Source organism: Streptomyces sp. NPDC031365 (assembly GCF_055569765.1).
Map to the genome: position 1 here is coordinate 38,688 of NZ_JBVIIM010000036.1, position 22,480 is coordinate 61,167.

Genomic DNA, 22,480 nt, shown 5'->3' on the forward strand with positions numbered 1-22,480 from the left:
CCCTCCCCCGTGGGACCGCTTACTCCCCGAGCAGGGCCCGCACCCGGTCCTGTCCGACGGCCAGCAGCAGTGTGGGCAGCCGCGGTCCGGTGTCCCGTCCGACCAGCAGGTGGTACAGCAGCGCGAAGAACGACCGCTGGGCGGTCTTGATCTCCGCCGGCAGCTCCTTGGGTGTGGCGTCGGCGGAGAAGCCCGCCTGGACCTTGGGCACGCCGTAGACGAGGTGGGTGAGTCCGTCCAGCGACCAGTTGCCGGCGAGCCCGTCGAGCAGCAGCCGCAGCGACTGCTGTCCCCGCTCGTCGAGCGACTTCAGCAGCTCCGCGTCGGGCTCCGCGCGGACGATGGTGCGCTGGTCGGCGGGGACGTGGGTGTTGATCCACGCCTCGGCCTTGTCGTAGCGCGGCCGTGCCTCGTCCAGGGAGCCCAGCGGGTTCGACGGGTCGAGGTCGCTCAGGATCCGCAGTGCCTGGTCCGCGTGACCGGCGGTGATGTCGGCCACCGAGGCGAGCGTGCGGTACGGCAGCGGCCGGGGCGTCCTCGGCAGCTCACCGCTCGCGGTGCGCACCGCGCGGGAGTGCGCGGCCACGTCGGCGGGCAGCGCGGAGCCTTCGGCGACCTTGGCGTCGAGGCGGTCCCACTCGTCGTAGAGACGCTGGATCTCCTGGTCGAAGGCGATCTTGAAGGACTGGTTGGGCCTGCGCCGGGCGTACAGCCAGCGCAGCAGCTGCGGCTCCATGATCTTCAGCGCGTCGGCCGGGGTGGGCACCCCGCCCTTCGACGACGACATCTTCGCCATGCCGCTGATGCCGACGAAGGCGTACATCGGCCCGATGGGCTGCTCGCCGCCGAAGATCCCGACGATCTGTCCGCCCACCTGGAACGACGAGCCGGGGGACGAGTGGTCGACACCGCTGGGCTCGAAGATCACGCCCTCGTAGGCCCACCGCATGGGCCAGTCGACCTTCCAGACCAGCTTGCCGCGGTTGAACTCGTTCAGCCGGACGGTCTCGGAGAAGCCGCACGCGGTGCAGGCGTAGGTCAGCTCGGTGGAGTCGTCGTCGTAGGAGGTGACGGTGGTGAGGTCCTTCTCGCAGTTGCCGCAGTACGGCTTGTACGGGAAGTACCCGCCCGAACCCGAGCTGCCGTCGTCCTCGGCGGCCGCGCCGGAGCCCTCGGCGGCCTCCAGCTCGGCCTCGTCGACGGGCTTCTGCTGCTGCTTCTTCGCCGGGGCCTTCTTGGTGCGGTACTGGTCGAGGATCGCGTCGATGTCGCCGCGGTGCTTCATGGCGTGCAGGATCTGCTCGCGGTAGACGCCGGAGGTGTACTGCTCCGTCTGGCTGATCCCGTCGAACTCCACGCCCAGCTCGGCCAGCGACGCGACCATCGCGGCCCTGAAGTGCTCGGCCCAGTTGGGGTGGGCCGAGCCCTTGGGCGCGGGGACGGAGGTCAGCGGCTTGCCGATGTGCTCGGACCATGTCTCGTCGACTCCGGGGACACCGGCCGGGACCTTGCGGTACCGGTCGTAGTCGTCCCAGGAGATCAGGTGCCGGACCTCGTGGCCGCGGCGGCGGACCTCGTCGGCGACGAGGTGCGGGGTCATGACCTCGCGGAGGTTGCCGAGGTGGATCGGGCCGGACGGGGACAGGCCGGACGCGACGACGACGGGTTTGCCCGGGGCCCGACGCTCCGACTCCTCGATGACGTCATCCGCGAAACGGGAGACCCAGTCGGTGGTCTCGGTGCTCTGAGCCACGATCGGCACGTCCTTCTTTCTGCTGGAGCAGCCGGTACGGTCGCACGGCTGGCCGCTCCATTCTCCCAGCAACGGCGGCAACGGCGAAAACGCCTTTTCACCAGGGCGCCCAGGGGCACCGCCGGGCCGCCCGCCGTGCGGCTCCGCTGTCGAGAAAACCGCTTCACCCCCCATGGGATACTGACCGCGTCTATCTGCACCCACGAGGAGAACAGGCACCCACTCACATGGCCTCGGTCACATCGCTCACCGATCTCGTCAACCAGCAGCTCACGTCCGCTCTCCCGGCCACCCAGCCGGAGGCGGACCCGCTGCTGCGACGTAGCGACCGGGCGGACTTCCAGGCCAACGGCATCCTCGCGCTGGCGAAGAAGGCGAAGGCGAACCCGCGGGAGCTGGCGGCCGAGGTCGTCTCGCGCGTCACCACCGGCGACCTGATCAAGGACGTCGAGGTCTCCGGCCCCGGCTTCCTCAACATCACGCTCGCCGACCGGGCGATCACGGAGAACCTCGCCGCGCGGCACGCGGACGGCGAGCGTCTCGGTGTGCCGCTGAAGCAGGACGCGGGCGTCACGGTCGTCGACTACGCCCAGCCCAACGTGGCGAAGGAGATGCACGTCGGTCACCTGCGGTCGGCGGTCATCGGCGACGCGCTGCGCTCCATGCTCGACTTCACCGGCGAGCAGACGATCGGCCGGCACCACATCGGCGACTGGGGCACCCAGTTCGGCATGCTCATCCAGTACCTGTTCGAGCACCCCGGTGAGCTGGCCCCGGCCGAGGACGTCGACGGCGAGCAGGCCATGTCGAACCTGAACCGGGTGTACAAGGCGTCGCGCGCCGTCTTCGACTCGGACGAGGAGTTCAAGGAGCGGGCCCGGGGACGGGTCGTCGCCCTCCAGTCCGGTGACAAGGAGACGCTCGAGCTGTGGCAGCAGTTCGTGGACGAGTCGAAGGTCTACTTCAACTCCGTCTTCGACAAGCTCGACATGGAGATCCGCGACGAGGAGATCGTCGGCGAGTCCGCGTACAACGAGGGCATGCCCGAGACCGCCCGGCTCCTGGAGGAGATGGGCGTCGCGGTGCGCTCCGAGGGCGCGCTCGTGGTGTTCTTCGACGAGATCCGCGGCAAGGACGACCAGCCGGTCCCGCTGATCGTGCAGAAGGCCGACGGCGGCTTCGGCTACGCGGCCTCCGACCTGACCGCGATCCGCAACCGCGTCGTCGACCTGCACGCGACCACGCTGCTGTACGTCGTCGACGTGCGTCAGTCGCTGCACTTCAGGATGGTCTTCGAGACGGCCCGCCGGGCCGGCTGGCTCGGCGACGACGTCACCGCGCACAATATGGGCTACGGCACGGTGCTCGGCGCGGACGGCAAGCCCTTCAAGACGCGTGCGGGCGAGACCGTACGCCTCGAGGACCTGCTGGACGAGGCGGTGCAGCGGGCCGCGCAGGTCGTACGGGAGAAGGCGCGGGACCTCACCGAGGAGGAGATCCAGGAGCGGGCCGCGCAGGTCGGCATCGGCGCCGTGAAGTACGCGGACCTGTCGACCTCGCCGAGCCGCGACTACAAGTTCGACCTGGACCAGATGGTCTCGCTCAACGGCGACACCAGCGTGTACCTCCAATACGCCTACGCCCGTATCCGGTCCATCCTCCGCAAGGCCGGTGAGGTCCGCCCCGCGGCCCACCCGGAGCTGGCCCTGCACGAGGCGGAGCGCGCGCTGGGCCTGCACCTGGACGCGTTCGGGGACGCCGTCTTCGAGGCGGCCGCGGAGTACGCCCCGCACAAGCTGGCGGCGTACCTGTACCAGTTGGCGTCGCTGTACACGACGTTCTACGACAAGTGCCCGGTGCTGAAGGCCGATTCACCGGAGCAGGTGGAGAACCGCCTCTTCCTCTGCGACCTCACGGCCCGCACGCTGCACCGGGGCATGGCCCTGCTGGGCATCCGGACGCCCGAGCGGCTCTGACCACCCGTACACACCCCCGCGCGGCCCGTCCTCTCCCTGGTGGGAGGACGGGCCGCGTCGTGCACACGAGGCAACCGGCTTTGAAGGAGTGACATGTCCGACCGCGCCGAGGGCGGGCACCGGGACGACGAGGCCGTCGACCGAGACCCGGCATCCGACTGCCCGTTCTGTCTCATCGTGCGGGGTACCGCGCCCGCGCGGGTGGTACGGCGCTGGGCGGACGCGCTGGCCATCACGCCCCGGGGCGGAGGCGTGACCCATGGGCATGTACTGGTCCTGCCCACGACGCACGTCCCCGACGTGGCGGCCGATCCGTCCGTCTCCGCGACGACGATGCGGTACGCCGCCGAACTCGCCGCCGAGGTGGGCGACTGCAACATCATCACGTCGCGGGGCGCGGCGGCCACGCAGACGGTCCGGCATCTGCACGTCCATGTGGTGCCGCGTCGGCCCGGGGACGGCATCCTCCTGCCGTGGACGGCACCGGAGGGTTCGGGCGGCCGGGAGCGGGTGGGGTCAGCGCAGGGCGAGGATCAATAGGCTGTCGGCGGCGACGAGGATGCCGTAGCAGAAGAGGAGCGGCCGGGACAGCAGCACGCCCGGCCAGGAGACCGGGCCGCCGTACCGTTCGGCGTCCATCGTGAGCGCGGGGGGCGGGCCGTCGCCGGTGACGACCTTCTCGTAGAGGGTACGGAACAGCCGTTCCTGGCGGAGGTAGTAGCCGTCGAGCAGCCAGAAGCCGACGGCCACGGCGACGGTCACCAGGACCGGCTTCCAGCCGTGGCCACGGTCCGCCACGGCGATCAGCACACTGCTGAGCGTGATGCTCCAGCCCTTCACCATGAACGAGTTGTTGCTGAGGCGGCTGATCACGCTCTGCAGCAACTCCAGGTGTTTGAGGTCCTGTTCGCGCAGGTGGCGGGGGGCGGTCATGGGGCGGGGGCCCGCTGCGCGGGGGCGGCCGGTCCGGACTCCGGCAACGTGAACTGCTCGTTGAGTTCCCCGACGCGGTGTTCCAGCCAGTCCTCGAGCCTGCCGGGGGCGTAGCGGCGCAGCAGGGCCTGGCCCTGGTCGAGGATCTCCAGGCGCAGCCGCGGGGTGGCGGCTCCGGTCCCCTCTTCGCCGGCGGTGGGCCACTCGTAGTCGCGCAGGGGCATCTCCATGCTGCCGGCCAGACCGGACTCGGCCCGCTGTTCGACGATCAGCGCGCAGGCGTCGTCGACGACCTGGTACGCGTCGGCCCGGGCCTGTTCCAGGGCGGCGCGCAGTCGGTGCCAGGAGTCGCTGTGCGCGGTGATCAGCTGCCGTGCGGGGGGCACCAGCCCGCCCACCTGCCGCTGCGCGGCGGTCAGGGCGGTCCGGGCGTCCTTGTCGCTCTCGGCGAACGGATTGTGGGCGAGGGCCGTGGTGGCCAGGGTGGCGAGGCTGAGCGTGAGGACGAGGAACACCGCGACGGCGCTGCCGCCCGGACCGAAGTCCGCGGGGTCGCTCTTGTACACCCGGGACGACGCGGTGAAGCCGAGCATCGCGATCAGCGCGAGGTTGGCCAGGACCGGCCAGAACAGGACGGGCCAGGGCAGATCGTCGGGCCGCCGGGTCTCGGTACGGGGGCCGTCCGGTCGCCACAGGTGCCGCCAGGCCGCCCGCAGCGGGCGCCGTACGCGTTCCGGGCGACGGCCGACGCGCACCCGCCATCGGAAGAGCGACCTGCCGAGCAGATGGCCCAGGGCGAACTGGAGGACGGCCACGCCGAGGGTGACCAGGTAGACGAGGTACTCGGCGGCCGTGTCCATGACGCCGTCGCCGCCGATGCTCAGCATCTCCGCCATGGCCCGGCCGATGAACGGCAGGTCGAACGCGGCGTTGGTGATGAGCGCGATCCACTGGAGCCATGCCCACGGCATACGGCCGCGGCGCAGCCCTTCCGGGCCGTCCGCGGTGTGCCGGGCACGTACGGCGGCGGCCTGGTGCCGTGCCTCGCCCGCCGTACGGCCGAGGGTGAGACGCTCCACGGCGTCGATCCCCGTCAGCGCGGCCTGGTACGTCTTCAGCAGGGCCGTGCCCAGTTCCCCCAAGGGGTTCTGCACCCTGCTGAGCCCGGTGTTGGCCCGGGTGAAGGCCCGCATCAGGGTGACGCGCTCCTGGCTGTCCACGGGGTCGACCGGGCGTCCCGCCGGGCGTGCCCCGATGCCGATGTCCACGACGCGCCGGTGGGCCGGGCAGGGTATGGGGGCGTCACGCGGCCCGCCCTCCGGGGGCGAGCCGTTGATCTCGGTCGTCTTCATGGTGGGCGTCCGGCCTCACTTTCCGATGATCTTCACGTCCACACGCCGGTCGCACTGCAGCCGCTGCTCCCGGGTCCTGCTCTCCTCGGTGACGTCCTCGGGGCATCCCGGCGACACCCCCTTGCCGTACGCCTTCACCCGGGAGGCGGGCACCCCGTGCTCGACGAGCCTGTCGGCCACCGCGTCCGCGCGGGCCCCCGAGAGCTCCCGGTCGTTCAGGCGCGTCCCGCGCGGGTCGACGTACCCGTAGACCTCGACACGGTCCAGCGAGGGTGTCGTGCGGGCGGCCACGGCGATGTCGGCGAGGGCCCGCCCGGCCTTGTCCCGCAGCCGCGCGGAGTCGGTGGCGAACAGGGCGGCGCCCGGCAGGGTGTACGTCCGGGTGCCTCCCTCACCGAACGACACCACCGGGTCGTCCGGGAGTGGGCCGCCGGCCCGCTCACCGGACTCCCCGGTCCTGCCGACGGGTGCCTTGCTGACGGTGCACGACGTGCCGGCGCCCGCGCGTTCGCACAGGGTCTTCCACAGTTCGCCCAGCCAGGCCCGCCGGCCGGTGTCGGCGGAGGGCTGTCGGCCGGCGGAGTGCCCGAGCCCCATGAAGGTGACCGATACGTCCTTCAGGTCGGGGAGTTCGCCGAACTCGCCCTGGGTGGCGCACAAGGAGACAATGGACTTCAGGTCCTGCGCGGAGCCGAACCGGGCGTTCCTCAGGTCCGCGCAGCCGGTGGTGGACAGCCCGTCGCTGAGCACCAGCAGCCGTCGCTTGCCCTGAACGCCGTCGAGCATCTCGGTTCCGGCCGCGAGCGCGGCGAGCACGTCGGTGCCCCCGGCGGCGGGCACCGTCTGCCGGGCCGCGGCGACGTCGTCCCGGAGGCACTCGTTCGCGTCCTCGCGGTTGTCCTTCTGGCGGGCCTCGTTGTCGTTGCTCCGCCGCCAGTCGGCCGAGCGGCGCAGCACGCTCCACTCCACCTGTCCGTCGGGTCCGCCGAACGTGCCGATGGTGATGACCTGGTTGCTCTTCCCCTTCTCGCTGAGCAGGTCGCCGATCAGGGGGCCGTAGTCGATGTCCGGCCCCCCGGCCGTTGTACCCCGCGTCGACGTGGTGCCGTCGACGAGGACGACGGTCGCGTCCGCGCCACCGACGGCTTCCTGGTCGTCCATCCAGCGGCAGCCCCGCCTGGGGTCGTCCGCCGAGCAGCCGGTCAGGCCGCCGAGGACGACCGTGAGGGCGGCCGCGGCCGCGAGAATGCCCCTCGTCCGCCGCCCGGCGCTCATCGGTCCGTCCCCTCGGCCGCGACGGCGTCCTCGACCCAGGAGAACGGACCGACGCCCATCTCCCGGCAGAAGGCGCTGAGCGCCTTGTCGTAGGCGTCGGCGAACTCGAACAGGCCGGCCTCCTGGTGGTCCCCGCGCGCCCCCTTCAGGGCGGCCACCAGGGCGTCGACGCTGGTACGCCGCTGGTGACGCAGCGCCTCCAGCACCGTACGGAAGTCCGGGTCGGCGAAGGTGGCCGCGAACGGGACCAGTAGGCGCCGCTGGTGCGCGTCCAGCTCGCCCATGAGCTCCAGCCGGCTGATCACGTCCAGCCAGGCCTCGGTGAGCGTCCGTGCCCGCTCGGCGCGGATCATGCCCAGCCGCTGCGTCTCCTTGAGCGTCAACTCCTCGAGGTGGTACGGCAGTACGTGCTCACGCAGCGCCGGGTCCACCCGGGTCCGGACGGACGGTGTGCAGCGGATGCGTCCCTCGGCGTCGTCGAAGCACCAGTTGCCCTCGGTGGCGAGTGCGGTGTTGACCGCGGTCTCGGCGGCGACCGCGTCGGCCGGGTCGCACCCGCGGGCCGCCGGCCAGGCGACCCGGAGCAGTTCCTCGCGGGCCGTCTCCTCGTGCAGGCCGACGCGCGCCTTCAGCGTCTCCTGCGACATGGTCTGGCTGGTCCACTGGAAGGTGGGGAAGGCCTGGAAGGAGAACACGTCGTCACGGGCCGGCAGCGGGAGGGGTTCCTCCTGCGGGCGGGACCGGACGAACGCATCCCTGCGCGGGGTGAGTTGCGAGCCGTTGCCGTCCGGGACGCCGGGATCGGTGCTCACCTCCGGGAAGTCGTCGTGCTCCGTGCGCCGCCATGCGCGGTATGCCTCGCGCAGGGTGGCGAACAGGCCCTTGGGCCGTCGTGTCATGGTCGGTCCTCCTGGAGTTCTGGGGTCGGCGGGTTCGGGGTCGGCGGCTGCCGGGGTCGGCGGCTGCCGGAGGTTCCGGGATGGGTGGGTCCCGGCGTCTTGGGTTGGCGGTCCTGGCCGGTCGGTCCCCGCGGTCCGGGGTTGCCGGGGCCGGGCTCTCTCGTTCAGGTGTGAGGCGCCGGGGTCCGGGGTCCGAGGTACGCAATCCGGGCAGGCGCGCGGACCAAGTGCCGGAATCGGGGTGGAACGTGGCGGCGGACGGCGGGGTCAGGGGCCGCCCAGGGCATCCAGGACCTGCCGTACGACGACGGCATCCGGGTGCGCCCGTGCGCACCGCCGCAGGTGGAACATGCTTCGGCGGCGGCGAGGAGCGCAGACTCGCGGTACGAACTTCTCCGCGAACCGGGCGAGTTCCGCGTCCTGGTCGGCGATCAGCAGCCAGTCCAGCAGCACTTTCCACGCCTGACCGGAGTGCGCCGGGTCGACCAGCGCGTCCTGCCACAGCAGCAGGAGCGTCTCCTCCCGGTCGGCGTCGTCCATCGCCTGCTGGGCGAGCCTGGGCCGCGTCTGCAGTTCGGGCCCGACGACGAGGGGGCCGAGGACGAGCAGGGCCCGGACCGCGTGCCGGGGCAGGTTGTCGTTGTCCGAACGGATCCACCGCCCGAGCGCCTCGGTGACGGGTCCCGCGCCGTCCTCGGCAAGGAACAGGGCCGTGAGGGAGTAGGCGACGGAGGCGTAGGGGACGAGGGCCGGCCGGCCCGCCAGTACCTCCAGGGCCGGCAGGGTCGCGGACACGTCCCGGGTGCCCAGGACGGTGCCGTAGGCCCGGGCGGCACTGTCCTGGAACGCCCACTTGGGGCTGTCGGCCCAGGAGGCGACCTGTCGGGCGACGCGGTCCGACAGCCACTCGTGGCCGGCGTCCAGCGCCACGGCCAGGGCGAGGGCGGCGCACCGCCGGTCGCTCACCGACTTGCTGAGCGCCCACACCTTCACCAGGTTCCGGTAGACGCTGTCGAAGTCGTGCCGGAGCAGGTGGCCCGCGAGCACCCCGGCCCGCGTCCGGACCCGCTGGAGGCCGTCGGAGCCGAGCGTCCGCAGCCACGCCACCAGCGGTTCGCGCAGCCAGGGAAGGTCGTGCCAGACGACCTCGACGGCGGTCGGCATCAACTCCGGGTCCGCGAGCCGGGCCCGCCGGGGGTTGTCGTGCATCGCCCAGCCCCGTTCGGCCGCGATGCCCCCACCCGGCGGTGCCAGGCGGTCGAGGTCGGCCTCGAAGACGGGCCGGGCGGGCGCGGAGTCCCGGTTCTCGACGCGCAGCATGTCGGCACCGAGCAGGGTGCCGGCCCTGATGACGTCGGACAGCGGCATCTCGTGGCCGAGCAGATAGGCGATGCGCAGCGCCTGGTGGTACGGGCCGGCCGCCAACGGGTCCGTCGTCCGCTCGGAGAGCATCAGGAACCGTCTGACCACGCCTCGCAGGTCGTCCGCGGGAGTGTCGAGGAGGGTGTCGAGTGCTCCCTCGGGTCCGTGCAGACATCCGGCGAGGTCCCGGGCGAAACGGGTGACCCAGTGGACGGAGGCGGCGGCGCCGAGTTTCCTGACCGTCCGTCCGTCCGCCATGACCCTCTCGCGGAACTCTCGGGTGGCATCGATGGTGCAGTTCTCCGCGCACCGTGCGCGGTGCTCGGCGAGCGCGGCCGTCAGATGCGCTTGCAGGACTTCGGCGAGGTCGGGTCTGCGGTGGTGGAAGGCGTACGGGCCGAGGTCGTGGCCGGCCTGGGGATCCTCGACGATCACCACGGCGTAGGCCTCGCGCTCCCTGGCCCGCAGGGCGAGTGCTTCCAGGGCGGCCGGGTCGGGCCGGTGCGTGCCCACGTTCACGCGGACGCCGCGGCCCCGCTCCAGCCGGCGGCCGTTGCGCTCGATCAGGACCTGGACCAGACGGTCGTGCGGGCCGTGCAGCACGCTGACGCCCGCGCTGCCGCACGCCTCGGTCAGCAGCACACAGCCCGTGGCCTCCCGCCCGCTGCCCCTCGCACCGACCACCACGACGAGATGGTGCTCGATGAGGCTGTCGGCCATCCCCTTGTGGTCCGGGACCGTCTCGTACAGCTCCCATATTCGGCTCGTCTCGGCGACGTCGAGGTCGATCCGCTGGAACTCGACGGGCTGGGCCCCGCCCACGTTCAGCGCGAAGGCGTCACCGTGGAGGGCGACCGCACTACCGAACGCCTCCAGCTTCTCGATCCGGTCGACGTCCCGCTCACCGGGGTCCGGCAACCGGCGCTCAGGCTTCCCAGGCGGGTCCCCGGGGATGTCCCGCGTCCGCCCGGATGGCCGGGTTCCGTCGTCCGGGCGGCCGGCGGTCCCCTCCTCGGGAGGGCCGGCGGGGGTGTCGTCGTCGGAGGGCGCCGGCCGGGTGCCGTCGGCGGGGGTTCCGGTGTCGTACGGGGTGTCCGGGCCCGGCTCGGCCGTGGTGGTCTGTTCCGGACCGTCGTGCTCGGGGGTGTCGCCCCCGGAGAAGTCGTCGGTGGAGCTCACGATCGTTCCTCGTCCTGGTCGTCGTCGCGCTTGTCCTCGAAGTCGCCGTCGAAGTCGCCGTCGTTGTCGTTGTCGAAGTCGTTGTCGAAGCCGTCGTCGAAGCCGTCGTCGGGGTCGGAGGAGTGGTTGCGGACCACTCCGCTGTTGCCGCTGCCGCCGAGGAGCACCACGCCGCGGTCGGACCGGATGCTGCGGACATTCCCCACGCTGCCGGTGCCGGTGCCGCCGCCGCTGCCGCCGGCGTCGTCCCGACGTCGCTTGGGGCCGAGCGCCGGAACGGCCGCGCGGACCGCCTTGATCAGGGGCGGGAGGTAGATTTCCTCGCGGTGCGGACGGAAGTGGATGGCCTGGCGGGACGCCATGGCCCGGATGTCCTCCGGGAAGTCCGCCCGGTCGGGCATCTCCTCGCGGTCCACCAGGACCGGAAGGACCTTCAGTCCCCACTGCAGGGCGAGGGCGATCTCCAGGCGGACCCAGTCGGCCTCGTCGTCCAGGCACCGGCGGCCGTTCTCGTCCACGGCCGTTTCCCACTTCCGGCCGATGAGGGCGAGCAGCAGGTCGCACTTGCGCAGCTTCGTCTTGATCTGCTCGGGGTAGTACGCGCCCTTGTCGATGGAGCGCTGGTCGCGGAACACCTCGGAGGCGCCGAACCTCCCCCGCAGCCCCGTGTCGAGATGGGGGGCGGTACCACCGGTGTCGGCACGACGGAAGTTGATGAAGACGGAGGGGGCCATGCTGTTCCTCGTTTCACGGGAAGCGCATCCGGCGTGGTCCGGACGGCCGCGGTGGTGCCGGGGGAACTGGTGGTGCCCCGGCGGATGTGGATCGGGGACGGCCCGCCTGCGGTGAGCAGACGGTGGGCGGTCGGTGGACGGACTCGGAGGTAGCGGGGCCCGGTCGTGGGATCGGTGAGGCCCGGGTCCGAACTCGGTGGAGTAGATCGACGTTTTCAGCCGGTTCAAAGGGGGTCAATGAGTTGCCTGTGGCCACTTGCGCAGGCAACAGGGCACATCGGAGCCGGGTGGGTCTGCCGGGCCTCGCGAGGCGCCGGGGTGCGATCAGGGGTGGGACGTGCCCGAACGCATGCCTCGTGAGGGCGGCGGAGCGGGAGAAATGTACGGCCGGATCAGTGAATTCGGCCCGACGGACTGTCGGCGCCGACAGCTCCGTCGGCGGGCGGCTCGGCCCTGTCGGCCCCGGCTCAGCCGCTGCCTCCCCCGGCGTCCTGGTCCCCGCGCAGACTCGCGGCGATGAGGGGGAGCGTGTCCCGGACGGCAGGGTGTTTGCGCCGGGTGGCCAACGCCGACCGCAGTTGCCGCAGTTCGGCGCGGACGGTGCTGGAATCGGTCGTCATGGCGTGGTGGACCACCGACACGGTCTGCGCGCAAGCCCGTTCGACGTCTCCGGCGTCCGCCAGGGCCAGCGCCAGCCGGGCGCCGTGGCGGGCCCGGGCCCGCAGGGCATACGGAGCGATGGACTGCCTGCTCCCGTCGAGCAGCGCGACGGCTTCCTCGGCCTCGCCCAGTTCCCGCAGGCACCACGCCGTGACGAAGGCGGTGAGGTCGGGTAAGTGGGTGCTGCCCAGGACCAGGTCGTCCTCGCTGTCCGTACTCGCGCCGTCGGCCAGTCCGGCCGCCCGCTCCAGTGCGCGCCGGCACTGGGTCTCGTTTCCCATGAGCGCGTAGCCCTGGGCTTCTCGCTGGGTGGCCAGCTTCCTGGTCCGGACGTCGTGGGCCTGCGTCCCGGCCGCTTTGGCGAGTTCCACGGTGGACATCGAGTCGTCCTGATACAGGGCGATTTCGGCCCGGCGTAACAGTGTGTAAACGGTCATCTCGGTGTCACCGGCCGCCTCTGCCAGGCCCGCGGCCTGGCCGGTCCACCAGCGTGCCGCGGAGTCGTCGCCGGCCTCCTGCGCCATCCAGCCCGTGTACTCGGCGAAACGGGCCGCGAGCCGGAGAGCGGCGGCCCGGTGACGGGACGGCTCTTTGCGGCTCAGGCCACGCAGCGCCGCGGTCGCCGCGATGCTCATCGGTACGACGGCGGCCGGGCCGGAACACTGGCCGAGACTCCGGCACTGCCGGTACACGCCCCGGTAGACGGTGAGTGCCTCCTCCATCGCGCCGCCCGTGAGGGAACGCGGTGCGACGGCCCACTTCGCGGCGACCGCCGGAACGCGTTCGTCCGTGGCCGGGCCCGGGTCGCAGGCGGTGAAGTCGGTCGCCCCGTCGGCACCGAGGTGGAGCGACCAGGGACCGGAGCCGCCGAACGGTGGGACGGGCGCGACCTCTTCCGTGCCACCGCGCGCCGGACGCTCCAGCAGCGCGACGAGTTCACCACCCGCGCCGAGCTTGGCGTCACACAACCGCGCGAGCCGGTCGCTGGGGGTGCCCATCTCACGTTCGATCTTGCTCAGGTATTCCCTGGAGCAATGGACCTTGCCGGCCAGTTGAGCCAGTGACATTCCGGAAGAAGTCCTCAGCCGGCGCAGTTCCGGTCCGAAGGCCGGACGAACTGGTGCCATGGTCGCTCCCCCCGCAGTGCCCCCTTGCCGAGCCGAGTTTGCCATAGCTTGGTCGCCAGTCAACCGATCAGTGACTTTGTCGTACTAGATGAACACCTTTGAGTGACACGCGACGTGTTATGCGCTTTGGCAGCCCTTTTGAGACCGTCGAGGATCGATCGGCTCACGAAAGCAGGCTCGCAGCACCGCACCCGGCGCCTGCGCAGACCCTCCGCGATCTCCTCCGGTGTCTGCGTCACGAAGCACAGGCGAACGGTGGCAAGTCCGGGTCGGTGGCGTAGGAGCGTGCGCCGGGGACGTACGCCACGTCGTGCCGGACCACTTCGGGGAGCAGGGCGGCGGGCGGTCAGCCCTTCACGCCCACCGCCCCGTAGACATTGATGTCGGCGTCCGTCACGTCGTCGATGTCCTCGTAGCGGACCCGTTCGATGGGGTCCAGGCTCTCCAGGTAGGAGGCTTCCGGTCGCTCGGGGACGGGGGCCGCGTGGTCGGGGCGCCAGCGGTGGACGGGGACCACACCCGGGTCCACGACGCCCAGGGAGTGCTCGGTGAAGAAGCGTCCGACCTCCGCCCTCGTGCGCAGCACGAACGTGAACCCGCGCTCGGTGTATGTCCGTTGCACCGCCCGCACGTTGTCGGGGTTCAGGTCCTCGGTGAGATGGCTGAGCACCACGCGGCTGCCGGAGGGCAGCGCGTCGACCAGATCCCGCACGATCGGGTACGCCTCCTCGTCCTCGACGAAGTGCAGGACGGCGACCAGGCAGAGCGCGATCGGCCGGTCGAAGTCCAGTGTCTTCGCGGCGTGTTCGACAATGGCGGCCGGGTTCTTCAGGTCCGCGTCGATGTAGTCGGTACGTCCCTCGGGGCCGCTGGTGAGCAGGGCGCGCGCGTGCGCCAGCACCACCGGGTCGTTGTCGACGTACACGACCCGCGACTCGGGGGCGACGCCCTGGGCGATCTGGTGCACGTTCTCGGCGGTGGGCAGGCCGGTGCCGATGTCGAGGAACTGACGGATGCCGTCCTCCGTCACCAGCGTGTTCACCGCGCGCCGCAGGAAGTCCCGGTTGTGCCGGACGTCGAGGTACCCGCGCGGGTTCGCCGCCAGCGCGGCGGCGGCCGCCGACAGGTCCACGGGGTAGTGGTCCTTGCCTCCGAGGAACACGTCGTAGACCCGGGCCGGATGCGCCTTGCTGCTGTCGATCCGCCTGCGCAGCTCGGCGGGATCCTGGCTGAGCGCGTCACCGGACATGGGCGTCTCCCTGGGGGGTTGGTGATTCGGCCAACGCTCAACAACCTAACCCGCGAAGGGACTTGATGTGCCCGGTTCGTGCGGCCGGTCACTCCAGCACGGTCGTGCCCTCCGGCACCCACTCCTGGCCGCCCAGCGGGAACTCGTACGCCGGGCGCCCGTTGTTGCCGCTGGTGCGGTAGGGGCGGCCCTTGTCGTCCACGGTGAGCGTGCCGCTGCGGGAGCCGCTGGACCACTTCAGCTCCAGGTACCAGCTCACGTCATACGCGGAGGCGTCGGCGGTGATGTAGTAGACCTCGGGGTCGGACTCGCTCACCTTGAAGGGGAAGTCGCGGTGCCCGGACACCGGCGTCACGGCCGGCCGCGCGGCGTCCAGGGCGACGGTGAAGGCACGCGTGGGTACGCCGCCGCCGCATCCGACGCCGGGATAGCCCATGACGAAGTCGTTCCAGGCGAGCGGCGTCCGCTTGCCCGCGATCCGCACGGTGAGCGCGTTCACGACCACCGTCTCCGCGCTCGTCCCCTGCACGGTCAGCCGGACGTACTGCTTCCCCGACGAGACCGCGCCGGCGGCCCCGACCCACGCCGGTGCGTCCTGTTCCGTCGGCGGCGGGCCCACCTGGCCCGCCGGCCGTTTGATCAGATACCGCTGCAGACAGGGGCTCTCCCAGATGTACGGCTCGGTCTGGACGGTGAGCGGTACGGCAGCGTCTGCCCCGGGCTTGTTTCCCGGCGAGGCAGCGGCACTGGTGGCCGGCGGGCTGCTCGCGTCCCTGTCCTTGCCGGGGGACGCCGACACGGACGGGGAGGAGGAGGAGGAGGAGGTGGTGGAGCGCGAGGGCGATGGGGTGACGTCCTTGCCGTCGACGCTCGCGGCGCCCACCGGTGTGCGCCGGTCGCCCCCTTCCGTCCCGCCGTCGCCCCGCAGATCGACGGCGAGTGTGACTCCGCCGAGCAGGGCGGCGACGGCGATCCCCGCGAGGAGGGCGCTACGGGTACGGCGCCGGGGTCGGCGCCCGGGACGGGGTTCGCCCGAACCCTCCGCCTCCGGGAGCTCGACCGGCCCGACCACCCCCGACCCGCCCTCGGTCACCGCGGCCGGCTCCGGGGCGACCGGCCCGGCGTCTTCCCGCGCCTCACCGGCCATGGCGGCCACCGCCGGTCCCGCAGCCTCCGCGGGCTCGGCGGGCTCGGCGGGCTCCGTGGGCTCCGTGGGCTCCACCGGCCCCGCCGCCCCCGGCCTGCGGCCCCGGGCCGCGTCCGCCAGCACCCACCGGCGGTGCAGCTCGACCAGCTCTCCGGGGCCCGCCTTGCACAGCCGGGCGAGCCGCTCCACCGGTGCGTAGTCCGTCGGCACCGCGTCCCCGTTGCAGTACCGGTGCAGCGTCGACGTACTCATGTGGAGCCGCTTGGCGAGCACCCCGTAGCTCAGCCCCGACCGCTCCTTCAACTGCCGCAGCAGCGCGGCGAACTCCTCCGCAGGCATGTCTCCCGACACCGTGTCTCCCTCCCCCGTGTCCCATTCCACCGTTCCAGGGAACGGTCGTTTTCCCAGGTCACAGCGGCATGAGCGTTCCAGCGTCCCGGATCCTCCGTTGGATGTGGCGGCCGGGACGGATCACTCCGCAGGCTCTGGTCATCCAAGCACGCCGCTCACCACAACCGGTGGGGTGGCCACGCCGAACTCGTACTGACGACAAGGAACAAGACATGCGCGCCTCCCGCATCCGCCTGCTCGCCGCAACCGGAATCACCCTCGCCACGCTCGCCCTCACGGCCTGCGAGGACGGTACGGGTGCCCAGGACGAGGGCGCGCCCCAGCCGTCCGCGACGGCGACCACGGACACACCCGCCAAGTCCCCTTCGACCCCGCCCTCGCAGCCTCCGGCGGACGGCACCGCCGCGAACGACCCCGCGCAGTCCGGCGGGGGCACGAACGGCGACAAGGGCAACGACAAGGCGAAGGGCTCCGACGACGACCCTCAGGACCGCGTCGCCTGCAACGGCTCCAACACCACCGTCACCGCCCGGCCGGTCCCCCGCCCCGTCAACCACATGCTGATCACGGTCAAGAACACGGGATCGAAGCTCTGCGACCTCACCTACTACCCGGTGCTCCGCTTCGACGAGATGCAGTGGGCGCCGCAGCCGTTCGAGGAGTCGAAGCCGCAGGCCGTCGTGAGTCTCGCGCCGGGCGAGTCGGCGTACGCGGGCGCCCTGCTGTCGGCCGCCGACGGCAGCGGCGACGGCGGCACCACCGGCCACAAGCTCGCCGTCGGCTTCCATGGCCGCACCCCGAACAGCGACGGCGGCCCGTCCGCACTCCCGTCCCTGCCGGCCAAGGGCGTGTACTACGACAGCAGTCTGACGGTGACGTACTGGCAGCAGTCGATGGACGACGCGCTCACCTACTGAACGGCGCCTACTGAACGGCGCTCAGTTTCTGGGCCGCTTCGGTGGCCCAGTAGGTGAGGATGTTGCGCGCACCGGCCCGCTTGATGCCGGTGAGCGTCTCGAGGATCGCCCGGTCCCGGTCGATCCAGCCCTTCTCGGCGGCGGCCTCGATCATCGAGTACTCACCGGAGATCTGGTACGCCGCCACCGGCACGTCCACCGAGTCGGCGACCCGCGCGAGGATGTCCAGATACGGACCCGCCGGCTTCACCATCACCATGTCGGCGCCCTCCTCCAGGTCGAGCGCCAGTTCGCGCATCGACTCACGGACGTTCGCCGGGTCCTGCTGGTACGTCTTGCGGTCACCCTGGAGCGAGGAGGCCACGGCCTCGCGGAACGGTCCGTAGAAGGCGGAGGCGTACTTGGCGGTGTAGGCCAGGATCGCCACGTCCTCCCGCCCGATCTGGTCGAGGGCGTCGCGGACGACGCCGATCTGCCCGTCCATCATCCCGCTGGGGCCGACCACGTGCGCGCCCGCGTCGGCCTGGACCTGCGCCATCTCGGCGTACCGCTCGAGCGTGGCGTCGTTGTCGACACGGCCCTGCTCGTCCAGCACCCCGCAGTGCCCATGATCCGTCGTCTCGTCGAGGCACAGGTCGGACATGACGAGCAGGTCGTCCCCGACCTCGGCCCGCACGTCACGGAGGGCGACCTGGAGGATCCCGTCCGGGTCGGTCCCCGGCGTCCCGAGGGCGTCCTTCTTCGACTCCTCCGGCACCCCGAACAGCATGATCCCGGAGATCCCGGCCGCCACGGCCTCCGCGGCGGCCTTCTTCAGACTGTCCCGCGTGTGCTGCACGACACCGGGCATCGCCGCGATCGGCACCGGTTCTCCCGCGCCCTCGCGCACGAAGGCCGGGAGGATGAAGTCGGCGGGGTGCAGCCTGGTCTCGGCGACCATGCGCCGCATGGCGGGGCTGGTACGCAGACGCCGCGGCCGCGCGCCCGGGAAGGATCCGTACGTCGTCATACCACTTACGCTACGCCCGTCCCACCCGTGCCTTTACCGACGGGCAGTCGGCCCGACCGGCCGAGCGATCGCCGCGGACGGCGGCCTCCTGTCGGTCCGCCCGGTCGGGCCGACCGACGAACGGACCCCCGGATCACGGACCCCCGGATCACGGGCTCCCGGTGCCGGCCACCGGGAGCCCGCACCGGGTCGTATACGGTGCTCGTCGCTCGCAATCACGTCGCAGAAGGGGGTCCGGACCATGCACAGCGCCGCCGTGACGGCCGAGGGCGACCGTATCCGCTGGGTGGAAGTGCCGGGCCGGGACCCGGCGCGCGTGTACGTCCACGGCCTGGGCGCCACCTCCCCCGCGTACTTCACCGCGACCGCCGTCCACCCCCGCCTCGCAGGGCACCGCTCGCTCCTGGTCGACCTGCTCGGCCACGGCCACAGCGACCGCCCCGTCTCCTTCTCCTACACCCTCGAGGACCACGCCGACGCGCTCGCCGCCGCCCTGCGCGCCGCCGACGTCAGCGGTGCCGGGTTCGTCGCACACAGCATGGGCGGCTCGGTCGCCGTCGTGCTGGCCGCGCGCCACCCGGAACTGGTCTCCCGCCTGGTCCTGGCCGACGCCAACCTCGACCCGCTGCCCCGCGTCCCCGGCGCGCTGGGCAGCAGCGGCATCGCCGCGTACACGGAGGAGGAGTTCCTCACCGGTGGCTGGCGCGAGGTCCGCGACCGTGCGGGCGCGCACTGGTGGTCGACGATGCGCCTGGCAGGCCTGGAAGCCCTGCACCGCAGCGCCACCCACCTCGTCCGCGGTACGACCCCGACGATGCGCGAGCTGCTGCTCGGCCTTCCCGTCCCCCGGGCGTTCCTGTTCCCGGAGGCCGACGGCCCGTTCCCCGGAGCGGACGAACTGACCGCTGCGGGCGTGTCGTTGACGGCGGTACCGGACTGCGGCCACAACATCATGCTGGACAACCCGGAGGCCTTCACCGAAGCGGTGGCGAAGGCGCTGGCCTGACCGGTACGAACGCGGCGTCACCCCGCCCCGGGGACGCGCCGACGACACGCGATCGCATGGCCGACGTTTCGTCCGTTTCCTCTCCCACGGAGTCGTCACCGCCCACCCTGCACGCTGTCGCGCACAGGACCAGGAACACGAGAACGGCCGTACTCACAGCCCGTTGTGCCACAACTGTCCCTTCCCCTCCGGTCACTTCACGCGAACGATCCGAAGCTGCGCCGGTGCGGATCCGGAGGCGCGCAGCGTGATGTCGAACAGGTAGCCCGCCCCGTCGGGGCGGAGAGTGACCGTGTCCCGGGGCGCCAGCCTGTGGTCCGCCCCTTGGTGCCGGACACCCTGACGGGGCCCGCTGATCACGCTCACGAAAGCGACGGACCGTCCGCTGTTGCGCACGGTCACCGCCGTGGTGCGGACACAACGGGCCCCTTCGCCGCACACATGCCGCAGGTCGCCGAACCCCTGGGTACCGCAGGACAGTTCCATGCCGGACTCCAGCTCGGAGCGGCATTCCCGGCCCACGGCGACCCGGTCCGCCGCTCCGTCGCCGGCGGGCCACTCCCGCGTTTCCCCACCCAGATCCACGGCGAGGAGCAGCAGCACGACACCGGCGCCGACACCGACCGGCACCCTCATACGGACCGACGCTCCCGGCCGGTCACCGGAACGACCGGGCACGTCACTTCCCCGCCGCCAGGATGTCCCGCACGATGGGCCCCGCCGCGTCTCCGCCGTGTCCGCCGGCCTCCACCGTGGCCGCCGCGGCGGCGCCGTCGCGAAAGCCGGTGAACCAGCTGTCGGACGTCTCGGCCCCGTCGACCTCCGCCGAGCCCGTCTTGGCCCCGACGTCTCCCGGCAGTCCGCGCATCGCCTCGGCCGCCGTGCCCTCGGCCGCGGTGCGCCGCATCATTCCGCGCAGCTGCTCGGTGACGCCGTCCGGGAGGGAACGAGGTGCCCTGGCGATCTCCCGGTCGTCCAGCTCCGGTGCCACGAGAATCGGCTGACGGAACGTCCCGGTGGAGGCCGTCGCCGCGACCGACGCCATGTTCAGGGCGTTCACCTGCACCTTTCCCTGCCCGATCAGCGAGGCGGCCCGTTCCGGCCCCTCCGCCCCGGGGACACGGCCGTCGAACGTGGCCAGACCGCTGTGCCACTCCAGTCCCAGCCCGAACACGTCCTTGGCCTCCTCGGCGAGACCGTCCGCGCCGATCCGTTCCGCGAAACTCACGAACGTGGTGTTGCAGGAGCGGATGAAGGCGTCGGAGAAGGTACCGCCGTTGATCTCGAACCTGTCCAGGTTCTGGAACGTGGCGCCCTCGTACTTCTCGGTCTTCGGACAGGGAGCGGGCTCGGCGGCGTCCACGAGCCCTCTCTCCAGAAGGGCCGCCGCGGTGATGATCTTCATCGTCGACCCCGGTGCGCGCTTGCCGAGGAAAGCGGCGTTGAACCCGTCCTCACGGTTGTTCGCCACCGCGAGGATGTCGCCGCTGCCGGCCTCCACCGCCACGGCGGACGCGTTCGGGTACCTCTTCACCGCGCGTTCGGCGGCCCGCTGCCGGTCGGCGGAGAGGGTGGTCCGCAGCTCGGCCTTCTTCCCCGGTGCCACGACATGCAGCGCCTCACCCGCCCGGCCGCTCTTCTCGGTGATACGCACCTCGACACCGGACCGGCCGCCGAGCGTCTCGGCGTAACGTTCCGCCAGGGCGGGGATGATGTTCGTCAGGGACGGGAACTCCTCGGCGGTCAGCTTCTCACCGTCCCGGTCCGTGGCCTCGATCGACGAGGCGCTGTTCTCCACCACGGCCAGCCTGGCCCCGTTCGTCAGACCGGGGTGCACGACGGCCGGCGACCAGTCGACGCGGGGGTCGCCCGACTCCTGGTCCCGTACGACCTTCAGCGAGGAGCCGTAGGACCAGACGGACCGGGCGCCGCCCTCCCGCAACCGGACCGTCACGGAGAAGGACACCGTGGCCGCCTCTTGCCGGGCGGCTTCCAGCGACACCTCACGTCCCAGTTCCTGCCGGAAGCCGATCAGCGCGGAGGAGGCGGACCGCCTGTCGGTGGTGAGCGCCGCCGCCTCGAGGACATCACCCTTCGCCCAGGCGTCCAGGAAGTCCTCCGACGCCGAGCGGACCTCGTCCTCCGACAAGGGACCCGTCTCTTTGAGGAGTCCGGCGGCATCCACGGTCGCGTAACCACCCACGCCGAGCAGCACGACCACCCCTGCCGCTATACCGACCCTCGATCCCCTGTTCACTCCGACCTCCAGGCGCACGATGCGCTTCACTCGCTTGCGCGACGCACTCACGTGCGTCCCGTCCCACAACGGCACGCCACGGTGTTCGGTTCAGGTGGCGTGGCCCACATCTCACCGAAGGGCCGTGCCCGCCAGGTCACGGAACCGTCCCGGGGAGGACGGCAGGATCGGCAAGTGCCGCACCGACGAGCTGGAGATCACGGCGACGGACGGCACCATCGAGGGCGACCCGGACGGCACCGTCGCGGTGGGGTTCACCAACGGCGGCGGCCGGGACCGGCTGACCCGCCCCGTCGGCACCGGCCCCTGCACCGCACCCCCAGCGGTCGCCCGCGACCCGGTCGGCGAGCTCGGATGTCAGTACCGGCCGTTACGGTGCGCGGGTGAACCAGAAGACCGATGACGCACGCACCCTTCCCCCCGCCCTCGCCGACCTGGCCCGCACGGACATCGACTACGCCGACGGCGAGGGGATCGACTTCGAGCCCTACGGTGCCTTCGACTCGGCCGAGGAGACCACCGACTGGCTGCGCCAGTGGACGGGGAACCCCGAACTCGACGGCGACGCCTACCGGGTGTTCGGGCAGGACGGAACCGGCGGCCTCGCGGCCGTTTGGTACGGGCGGCCGGGCCGCCCCCTCGCTGAGCAGCCCGTGGTCTTCATGGGCTCGGAAGGCGAGCGCGGGGTGGTGGCCGCGAACCTCTCCGACTTCCTGTGGATGCTGGCCGACGGCTGCGGGCCTTTCGAGGCCGTGATGTACGGGGCCGACGCATCACGTCCCGACGCGGCCCTCACCGCACTCGCCGAACGCCACGCCACCACACCCCGACGGCCGGCCCGAGCCGTCATCGCCGAGGCCCGCGCCGAGTTCCCGGCCTTCGCCGAGGACATCGACGCACTCTGCCGCTGACCCCACCGGAAGCGGCCGAGCTCCAGCTCGGCCCACACGGTCCTGCACGGCACCGGGCCCGTTCGTACACCCCAGCGGTCGGCCAGCCCTCCGACCAGGAGCGGGCCGTACCCGGATTCGGTGGGCCCCGTACCGCCGACCACCTGCTGCCTCGGCGTGCGGCTGGAACCCGACGGCCGGTGGCACGTCTACGCACCGCACGGCCTCTCCGACGTGTTCCGGCTCGTCGTACGCCCCAACCCGGTCCTCGCACCGCGTGCCGTGTACGAGGCGAAGGCGGCACGCCGGCGCCGGCAGTGGCCCGAACTGACCGTGCTGGGGTGGCCCGCGGCCTGAGCCGCGACGCGCGGTGGCGGGGCGCGCCCTCACGGCACACCCCGCCA

At 71.9% G+C, this 22,480-nt stretch carries 19 protein-coding genes and 2 pseudogenes; 7 read left to right on the forward strand and 14 right to left on the reverse strand.

What is annotated here, in order from left to right:
- Positions 1-19: 19 nt before the first annotated feature.
- On the reverse strand, positions 20-1,762 hold the full coding sequence (lysS, locus tag ACZ5C2_RS34195; protein ID WP_468800007.1) for a lysine--tRNA ligase: 1,743 nt from the start codon (positions 1,760-1,762) through the stop codon (positions 20-22).
- 218 nt (positions 1,763-1,980) lie between these two features.
- Here lysS and argS point away from each other — a divergent pair, with 218 nt between their 5' ends.
- Both argS and ACZ5C2_RS34205 read left to right on the forward strand, forming a co-directional pair.
- Positions 1,981-3,729 carry an arginine--tRNA ligase gene (gene argS, locus ACZ5C2_RS34200; RefSeq protein ID WP_468800009.1) on the forward strand — a complete coding sequence of 583 codons (1,749 nt, stop codon included), beginning with the start codon at positions 1,981-1,983 and terminating at the stop codon, positions 3,727-3,729.
- Between the two features lie 93 nt (positions 3,730-3,822).
- A complete protein-coding gene (locus ACZ5C2_RS34205; RefSeq protein WP_468800011.1) occupies positions 3,823-4,269 on the forward strand; it encodes an HIT family protein in 447 nt (148 codons plus the stop codon).
- Here ACZ5C2_RS34205 and ACZ5C2_RS34210 read toward each other — a convergent pair.
- The 10 genes and pseudogenes from ACZ5C2_RS34210 to ACZ5C2_RS34255 all read right to left on the reverse strand — a co-directional run bounded on the left by ACZ5C2_RS34210 (position 4,246) and on the right by ACZ5C2_RS34255 (position 15,985).
- The gene (locus ACZ5C2_RS34210) at positions 4,246-4,662 is read right to left on the reverse strand and encodes a hypothetical protein (protein ID WP_468800013.1); all 417 of its coding nucleotides are present in this window, start codon (positions 4,660-4,662) and stop codon (positions 4,246-4,248) included. The two genes, ACZ5C2_RS34205 and ACZ5C2_RS34210, sit on opposite strands and share 24 nt — an antisense overlap.
- Positions 4,659-6,014 carry a hypothetical protein gene (locus ACZ5C2_RS34215; RefSeq protein ID WP_468800015.1) on the reverse strand — a complete coding sequence of 452 codons (1,356 nt, stop codon included), beginning with the start codon at positions 6,012-6,014 and terminating at the stop codon, positions 4,659-4,661. Before ACZ5C2_RS34215 ends, ACZ5C2_RS34210 begins: the two co-directional genes overlap by 4 nt.
- A 15-nt stretch (positions 6,015-6,029) precedes the next feature.
- On the reverse strand, positions 6,030-7,289 hold the full coding sequence (locus ACZ5C2_RS34220; protein ID WP_468800017.1) for an OmpA family protein: 1,260 nt from the start codon (positions 7,287-7,289) through the stop codon (positions 6,030-6,032).
- Entirely contained in the window at positions 7,286-8,188 is a 903-nt protein-coding gene (locus ACZ5C2_RS34225) for a hypothetical protein (RefSeq protein ID WP_468800019.1), read from the reverse strand. Before ACZ5C2_RS34225 ends, ACZ5C2_RS34220 begins: the two co-directional genes overlap by 4 nt.
- 267 nt (positions 8,189-8,455) lie before the next feature.
- Positions 8,456-10,729 (reverse strand): hypothetical protein, encoded by a 2,274-nt coding sequence (locus tag ACZ5C2_RS34230; protein WP_468800021.1) that lies wholly within the window; start codon positions 10,727-10,729, stop codon positions 8,456-8,458.
- A complete protein-coding gene (locus tag ACZ5C2_RS34235; RefSeq protein ID WP_468800023.1) occupies positions 10,726-11,463 on the reverse strand; it encodes a TIR domain-containing protein in 738 nt (245 codons plus the stop codon). The genes ACZ5C2_RS34230 and ACZ5C2_RS34235 overlap by 4 nt, the downstream gene beginning before the upstream one ends.
- Positions 11,464-11,930: 467 nt before the next feature.
- Positions 11,931-13,250, reverse strand: a complete 1,320-nt coding sequence (locus ACZ5C2_RS34240; protein WP_468800025.1) for a helix-turn-helix domain-containing protein — start codon at positions 13,248-13,250, stop codon at positions 11,931-11,933.
- A gap of 197 nt (positions 13,251-13,447) precedes the next feature.
- Positions 13,448-13,587 (reverse strand): annotated as a pseudogene (locus tag ACZ5C2_RS34245) (PLP-dependent aminotransferase family protein); the annotation flags it as partial.
- A gap of 9 nt (positions 13,588-13,596) precedes the next feature.
- Positions 13,597-14,499: an SAM-dependent methyltransferase gene (locus tag ACZ5C2_RS34250; protein ID WP_468800027.1), complete on the reverse strand. Its 903-nt coding sequence runs from the start codon at positions 14,497-14,499 to the stop codon at positions 13,597-13,599.
- 88 nt (positions 14,500-14,587) lie between these two features.
- On the reverse strand, positions 14,588-15,985 hold the full coding sequence (locus ACZ5C2_RS34255; protein ID WP_468800029.1) for a helix-turn-helix domain-containing protein: 1,398 nt from the start codon (positions 15,983-15,985) through the stop codon (positions 14,588-14,590).
- A gap of 224 nt (positions 15,986-16,209) precedes the next feature.
- Between ACZ5C2_RS34255 and ACZ5C2_RS34260 the strand changes: the two genes are divergently transcribed.
- Entirely contained in the window at positions 16,210-16,914 is a 705-nt protein-coding gene (locus ACZ5C2_RS34260) for a DUF4232 domain-containing protein (RefSeq protein WP_468800031.1), read from the forward strand.
- A 7-nt stretch (positions 16,915-16,921) separates the two neighbouring features.
- Here ACZ5C2_RS34260 and hemB read toward each other — a convergent pair whose 3' ends face one another.
- Positions 16,922-17,923, reverse strand: a complete 1,002-nt coding sequence (hemB, locus tag ACZ5C2_RS34265; protein ID WP_468800033.1) for a porphobilinogen synthase — start codon at positions 17,921-17,923, stop codon at positions 16,922-16,924.
- 241 nt (positions 17,924-18,164) lie between these two features.
- Here hemB and ACZ5C2_RS34270 point away from each other — a divergent pair, with 241 nt between their 5' ends.
- Positions 18,165-18,929: an alpha/beta fold hydrolase gene (locus tag ACZ5C2_RS34270; RefSeq protein ID WP_468800035.1), complete on the forward strand. Its 765-nt coding sequence runs from the start codon at positions 18,165-18,167 to the stop codon at positions 18,927-18,929.
- A 192-nt stretch (positions 18,930-19,121) separates the two neighbouring features.
- Here ACZ5C2_RS34270 and ACZ5C2_RS34275 read toward each other — a convergent pair whose 3' ends face one another.
- Together ACZ5C2_RS34275 and ACZ5C2_RS34280 are read right to left on the reverse strand one after the other, a co-directional pair.
- Complete coding sequence (locus ACZ5C2_RS34275; RefSeq protein ID WP_468800037.1) at positions 19,122-19,565, reverse strand: hypothetical protein; 444 nt, start codon at positions 19,563-19,565, stop codon at positions 19,122-19,124.
- Between the two features lie 43 nt (positions 19,566-19,608).
- Positions 19,609-21,186: a penicillin-binding transpeptidase domain-containing protein gene (locus ACZ5C2_RS34280; protein ID WP_468800039.1), complete on the reverse strand. Its 1,578-nt coding sequence runs from the start codon at positions 21,184-21,186 to the stop codon at positions 19,609-19,611.
- Positions 21,187-21,310: 124 nt separating this feature from the next.
- On the opposite strand from ACZ5C2_RS34280, the gene ACZ5C2_RS34285 reads away from it, so the two are divergent.
- From ACZ5C2_RS34285 to ACZ5C2_RS34295, 3 genes and pseudogenes are all read left to right on the forward strand, one after another.
- Positions 21,311-21,589, forward strand: a complete 279-nt coding sequence (locus ACZ5C2_RS34285; RefSeq protein WP_468800041.1) for a hypothetical protein — start codon at positions 21,311-21,313, stop codon at positions 21,587-21,589.
- The gene (locus ACZ5C2_RS34290; protein WP_468800043.1) at positions 21,570-22,097 is read left to right on the forward strand and encodes an SMI1/KNR4 family protein; all 528 of its coding nucleotides are present in this window, start codon (positions 21,570-21,572) and stop codon (positions 22,095-22,097) included. The genes ACZ5C2_RS34285 and ACZ5C2_RS34290 overlap by 20 nt, the downstream gene beginning before the upstream one ends.
- Positions 22,098-22,235: 138 nt before the next feature.
- Positions 22,236-22,433, forward strand: a pseudogene (locus ACZ5C2_RS34295) (nucleotidyltransferase family protein); the annotation flags it as partial.
- Positions 22,434-22,480 lie beyond the last annotated feature (47 nt).